Source organism: Pseudocitrobacter sp. 2023LY-00077 (assembly GCF_055796175.1).
This window is the reverse complement of sequence record NZ_JBSPEI010000059.1, coordinates 1-1057: the sequence shown is the minus strand read 5'-3', so window position 1 is coordinate 1057 and position 1057 is coordinate 1. Positions and strand designations below refer to the sequence as shown.

The following is a 1057-nucleotide window of genomic DNA, read 5'->3' as shown; positions in this document are numbered from 1 at the left end:
GGCTTTGTTGAATAAATCGAACTTTTGCTGAGTTGAAGGATCAGATCACGTATCTTCCCGACAACGCAGACCGTTCCGTGGCAAAGCAAAAGTTCAAAATCACCAACTGGCCCACCTACAATAAAGCCCTCATCAACCGTGGCTCCATAACTTTCTGGCTGGATGATGAAGCTATTCAGGCCTGGTATGAGTCAGCAACACCTTCTTCACGAGGCAGACCTCAGCGCTATTCTGACCTTGCCATCACGACTGTGCTGGTCATTAAACGCGTATTCAGGCTGACCCTGCGCGCTGCGCAGGGCTTTATTGATTCCATTTTTTCTCTGATGAACGTTCCGCTACGCTGCCCGGATTACAGCTGTGTCAGCAGGCGGGCAAAGTCGGTTAATGTCAGTTTCAAAACGCCCACCCGGGGTGAAATCGCACACCTGGTAATTGATTCCACCGGGCTGAAGGTCTTCGGTGAAGGCGAGTGGAAAGTCAAAAAGCATGGCCAGGAACGCCGCCGTATCTGGCGTAAGCTGCATCTCGCCGTTGACAGTAAAACACATGAAATCATCTGCGCTGACCTGTCGCTGAACAACGTTACGGACTCAGAGGCCTTCCCCGGGTTAATCCGGCAAACCCACCGGAAAATCAGGTCAGCCGCCGCCGATGGCGCTTACGATACCCGGCTATGTCACGATGAACTGCGGCGTAAGAAAATCAGCGCGCTTATCCCTCCCCGAAAAGGTGCGGGTTACTGGCCCGGTGAATATGCAGACCGTAACCGTGCAGTGGCTAATCAGCGAATGACCGGGAGTAATGCGCGGTGGAAATGGACAACAGATTACAACCGTCGCTCGATAGCGGAAACGGCGATGTACCGGGTAAAACAGCTGTTCGGGGGTTCACTGACACTGCGTGACTACGATGGTCAGGTTGCAGAGGCTATGGCCCTGGTACGAGCGCTGAACAAAATGACGAAAGCAGGTATGCCTGAAAGCGTGCGTATTGCCTGAAAACACAACCCGCTACGGGGGAGACTTACCCGAAATCTGATTTATTCAACAAAGCC

At 52.7% G+C, this 1057-nt stretch carries 1 protein-coding gene; it reads left to right on the top strand.

Going from position 1 to position 1057, the window contains the following annotated elements; genetic code table 11:
• The first annotated feature begins 77 nt into the window (after positions 1-77).
• Positions 78-1001 (top strand): IS5-like element IS903B family transposase, encoded by a 924-nt coding sequence (locus tag ACWWFX_RS25270; protein WP_001118619.1) that lies wholly within the window; start codon positions 78-80, stop codon positions 999-1001.
• Positions 1002-1057: the final 56 nt, after the last annotated feature.